The sequence below is a fragment of the Anabaena sp. CA = ATCC 33047 genome (assembly GCF_963870205.1).
GTDB lineage: Bacteria > Cyanobacteriota > Cyanobacteriia > Cyanobacteriales > Nostocaceae > Trichormus.
In genome coordinates, this window is record NZ_CAWMSA010000018.1 from 8,605 (window position 1) to 12,956 (window position 4,352).

The following is a 4,352-nucleotide window of genomic DNA, read 5'->3' on the forward strand; positions in this document are numbered from 1 at the left end:
TGCCTCCCCTGCTTCCCCTACCCCCCTCATCTCCCCACATAGAGACGGGACAAAATAGAAAACAAGCATTGCTGATGGTGAGGAATCCCCAAACCAGATATACACAGTTTGGGGAAAATGTCAATCTCTGGCGATGACAATATCATTTGATTTAATCACTGCATAGGCTTCAGCACCTTCAACCAGTCCTAATTCTTCAGCTGACATTCTGGTGATAATCGAGGTTAGCTCTACCCTATGAACAATTTCTATAGTTACTTCGCTATTCACTGCGCCGGTGACAACTTTTTTAACTACACCTTTGAGAATATTACGAGAGCTAACTTTTAGGGGTCTTTTAGGAGGGCTAACTTCTAACTCCGAGGTATTAGTAGAAACTTCTGGTTCTACCTTGTCTACTTTGGTGGTTGGTAATGATGTCGGTGGTGTCGAGTGCTGATGAAGACCGCGCACAAGTTCCCGCAAAATCTCAGTTTTAGTGCGCTGAGACTGCTGACAAAACTCTTCTAGAATTTTGCGCTCCTCTTCCGATGTTTGAAAAGTGATCCATCCTTGTTCTTTTCTTGGCATAATGTTACCAATTTGGTTGGTAAATATCGTAGTGATCTAAATTCACTCCTACCAAGCCTGAATCCTTGGAGAAGAATCTATCTCAGCCTGATTTTCCTATGAAACGAAGACAATTTTTTGCTTTTCTTGGTGCGGCAGTTGCTAGTTGTTTGATGGCGGTTGGCTTGTCATTTACGACACCCTCCTCTGTAGTCGCACAGTCTAATGTTAATTTACTGATATCTGCTGCTGCCAGTATGAAAGATGCACTAGAAGAAATTAAGCCTCTTTATCAACAAAGTAAACCCAATGTCAAAATTAGTTATAACTTTGGTGCGTCTGGTGCTTTGCAACGACAAATTGAACAAGGTGCGCCAGCAGATGTGTTTATTTCTGCGGCTAAAAGACAAATAGATGCTTTGGAGCAGAAAGGACTTTTGCTTCCAGGTACACGAGCTATCCTAGCAAAGAACCGCCTAGTGTTGGTTGTCCCGAAGAACGCTACAGGCATTACTAGCTTCTACAATTTGAGAGATGCTAACATCAAGCGGGTGGCAATGGGTGAACCCAGAAGTGTACCCGCAGGACAATATGCTCAACAAGTGTTGCAACAACTCAAGTTGTTACCTCAGATTCAGTCAAAATTGGTTTATGGTAATAACGTGCGTCAGGTTTTAGCGGTGGTAGAAAGTGGTAATGCTGATGCTGGTTTAGTTTATTCTACCGATGCCAAAATTTCTGACAAGGTAAAGGTGGTAGTGGCTGCTGATGAAAAATACCACTCTCCAATTATTTATCCTTTAGCAGTGGTTAAACGCAGTAAAAACCCTGATGCAGCTAAGGATTTTGTCAAGTTTGTAACGACTGACAACCAAGCTAAGGCTGTACTGCGGAAGTACGGTTTTATTTTGCCGTAGATGGGGTATGTGGGGGATAAATCAATTCAAAATTCAAAATTCAAAATTCCAAAAATTTTTTGCAGAATTATTAACTTTGATTTCTCCCCAGTCCCTTCCAGTCCCTTCCCCTTCCAGTCCCTTCCAGTCCGGTAATGTCACAATGTAGGCAGGTATTATCTTAAATCTGTGGCTATGTATTTAACTTGGTTGGACAGCAACAGTTGGTTGCTGGAAATTGGTGAACAACGAATTTTGATAGATCCTTGGTTGGTTGGTTCGTTAATTTTTGGTAACTTAGATTGGTTCTTCAAAGGTTTTCGTTCTCAAGATCGTCCTATTCCAGATAATATTGATTTGATTTTGCTGTCTCAAGGTTTGGAAGACCACGCTCATACTCCCACACTGAAGCAACTTAACAGAAGTATTCGGGTGGTGGCTTCTCCGAATGCGGCGAAGGTAGTAAAGGAGTTGGGTTATACTTCTGTGACGACTTTGGCGCATGGGGAAAGTTACAAGTTAAATAACCAAGTGGAAATTACGGCTGTTCCTGGTTCTCCTATTGGGCCGACTTTGATAGAGAATGCTTATGTTCTCAAGGAGTTAGGAACGGATTTAAAATTGTATTATGAGCCTCATGGTTATCATGCTCCAGAGTTGAAACAGTTTGCACCGATAGATGTGGTGATTACGCCTCTGATTGATATCAATTTGCCTTTGGTGGGGTCGATTATTCGAGGACAACAGAAGGCTTTGGAGGTGGCAGAATGGTTAAAACCTCAAGTTATGCTTCCGACTGCTTCGCCTGGTGATGTCAGCTATGAGGGATTATTGGTAAAGTTTCTCAAGCCGGAAGGAAATGTTGAGGAGTTGCGATCGCAGTTAGCAAAGCGGCAACTTTCTACTCAAATCATTGAACCACAACCAGGCGATCGCTTGCAATTACCTTTAGAGCAGCGTCGGTTAGCTGTTTAAGTTCTCGCTGCTGTGTTCTCAGGTGGCGTGTCAGCAAGTTTCTGCACCGCCACCATGAAGATTTTTTTGTTTCGCGCATACCGCTAACGCGGAACTCGCAGAGTAGACGCAAAGAAGAGCGCGAAAATTATGACTTTTCCAGGAGTCTACCGCAAATTCTTAGCCCTATGCCCTATTCCCTCTTTTATAAAAGGGACGTTTTACTATGTTTGCTGGGTATGTTTTACCACGAATTTCTACGTCTAGTTGTTGTCCGACTTTTGAGAGTTGAGTGGGAACGTAGGCTAAGGCGACGGGATAACCGAGTGTGGGCGATAATGTACCACTGGTGACTTCTCCGACTACTGTACCATCTACAAGAATTTGGTAGCCGTGTCTGGCTATGTTACGTCCTTGGGTGCGTAAACCTACTAGGCGGCGTTGTACTCCTGCGGCTTTTTGTTGTTCTAAAACTGCCCGTCCGATAAAATCGCCTTTAGTGTCGAGGTGGACTAGCCAAGCTAACCCGGCTTCTAAGGGGGTGGTGGTGTCGTCAATATCTTGTCCGTAAAGTGCCATTGCTGCTTCTAGGCGTAGGGTGTCTCTTGCACCGAGTCCGCAGGGAATTACACCCGCATCATTCAAATTACGCCATAATTCTATGCCTACATCTGGGTCTAATAATACTTCAAAACCATCTTCCCCGGTGTAACCTGTGCGAGCAATAAATGCGGGTTTACCTAGTATTGTGGTTTGCAGATGTCCAAAGGCTTTGATGGGTTGTAAGTCGTCTTTGACTAGGGGTTGAAGATAGTTGATGGCTTTTGGCCCTTGTACGGCAATTAAAACTTTTTCTCTGGACAAGTCTTGGAATTGTACCTCGTTTTGGTCAAGGTGTTGTAATAACCATGCTTTGTCTTTGTCTGTGGTGGCAGCATTGACAATTATCACAACTTGTTGTATTGCTGTAGCGTCTTCACCTTGGTAATAAACGATGATGTCGTCAATAATTCCAGCTTGGGGGTTTAATAAAACGGTGTATTGGGCTTGACCTGGTTGTAATCTACTTAAGTCTGATGGTACTAAACTCTGGAGTTGAGAAATTAAGTTTTTACCTTGCAGGGTAAATTTACCCATGTGGGAAATATCAAACATCCCAGCTGCATTTCTCACCGCTTCGTGTTCGCGGGTAATACCACTATACTGCACGGGCATTTCCCAACCGCCAAAGCTGGTAAAGCGGGCTTGCAGTTCTACACCCTGTTGGTATAAGGGGGTTCTTGCTAAGGTTTCGGCAGTTTGTTGTTGATTAGCCACAGGTAGTTTTGCTTATGCGATCGCTCTTCCTTCAAAATATATCCTAAGACACGATCAATCGCGTCTCTACAATTCCCCACCCCTTCTGATGTTTAATATTAAATGGGAATGTTGAGTTTTGTTAAGAAGACATGATCAGATATTGGCGAGTGCTAGCTAGTTTTGTGCTAGCTATGGTTCTGTTATTGTTTCCTCTGTCGGCGGAAGCTGCTAGTTCTTCTAGCATTACTCGTTCTGCTGGTGATGAAGTTCAGGGTAAAGATTTTAGTGGTCAAAATTTAGTTGAGGCTGAGTTTACCAATGTGGATTTAGAGAATGCTAATTTTAGCAATGCTGACTTACGTGGTGGCGTGTTTAACGGTATTGTGTTGGAAGGTGTAAATCTGCATGGTGTTGATTTTAGTAATGGCATAGCTTATCTGGCTAGGTTTAAGAATGCTGATTTAAGTGATGCGGTGTTAACAGATGCAATGATGCTGCGTTCTACTTTTGATAATGTTGATGTCACAGGCGCAGATTTCACAAATGCGGTTTTAGATGGGACGGAGGTGAAAAAACTCTGTACTAAGGCTAGTGGGGTGAATTCTAAAACTGGTGTGGATACTCGTGAGTCTTTAGGTTGTAAGTAGTTCTGTC

At 43.2% G+C, this 4,352-nt stretch carries 5 protein-coding genes; 3 read left to right on the forward strand and 2 right to left on the reverse strand.

Features of this window, described 5'->3' with window-relative positions; all coding sequences use genetic code 11:
* Window positions 1-120: 120 nt before the first annotated feature.
* Complete coding sequence (locus AACS98_RS04920; protein ID WP_066376938.1) at window positions 121-570, reverse strand: TOBE domain-containing protein; 450 nt, start codon at window positions 568-570, stop codon at window positions 121-123.
* Between the two features lie 98 nt (window positions 571-668).
* On the opposite strand from AACS98_RS04920, the gene modA reads away from it, so the two are divergent.
* Both modA and AACS98_RS04930 read left to right on the forward strand, forming a co-directional pair.
* Window positions 669-1,466, forward strand: coding sequence for a molybdate ABC transporter substrate-binding protein (modA, locus tag AACS98_RS04925; RefSeq protein ID WP_066376940.1), 798 nt, complete (start codon window positions 669-671; stop codon window positions 1,464-1,466).
* Window positions 1,467-1,640: 174 nt separating this feature from the next.
* A complete protein-coding gene (locus AACS98_RS04930) occupies window positions 1,641-2,420 on the forward strand; it encodes an MBL fold metallo-hydrolase (RefSeq protein ID WP_066376942.1) in 780 nt (259 codons plus the stop codon).
* A 165-nt stretch (window positions 2,421-2,585) separates the two neighbouring features.
* On the opposite strand, the gene gcvT is transcribed toward AACS98_RS04930, so the two are convergent.
* Window positions 2,586-3,716: a glycine cleavage system aminomethyltransferase GcvT gene (gene gcvT, locus AACS98_RS04935; RefSeq protein WP_066376944.1), complete on the reverse strand. Its 1,131-nt coding sequence runs from the start codon at window positions 3,714-3,716 to the stop codon at window positions 2,586-2,588.
* Window positions 3,717-3,850: 134 nt separating this feature from the next.
* On the opposite strand from gcvT, the gene AACS98_RS04940 reads away from it, so the two are divergent.
* The gene (locus tag AACS98_RS04940; RefSeq protein ID WP_066377011.1) at window positions 3,851-4,345 is read left to right on the forward strand and encodes a pentapeptide repeat-containing protein; all 495 of its coding nucleotides are present in this window, start codon (window positions 3,851-3,853) and stop codon (window positions 4,343-4,345) included.
* Window positions 4,346-4,352 lie beyond the last annotated feature (7 nt).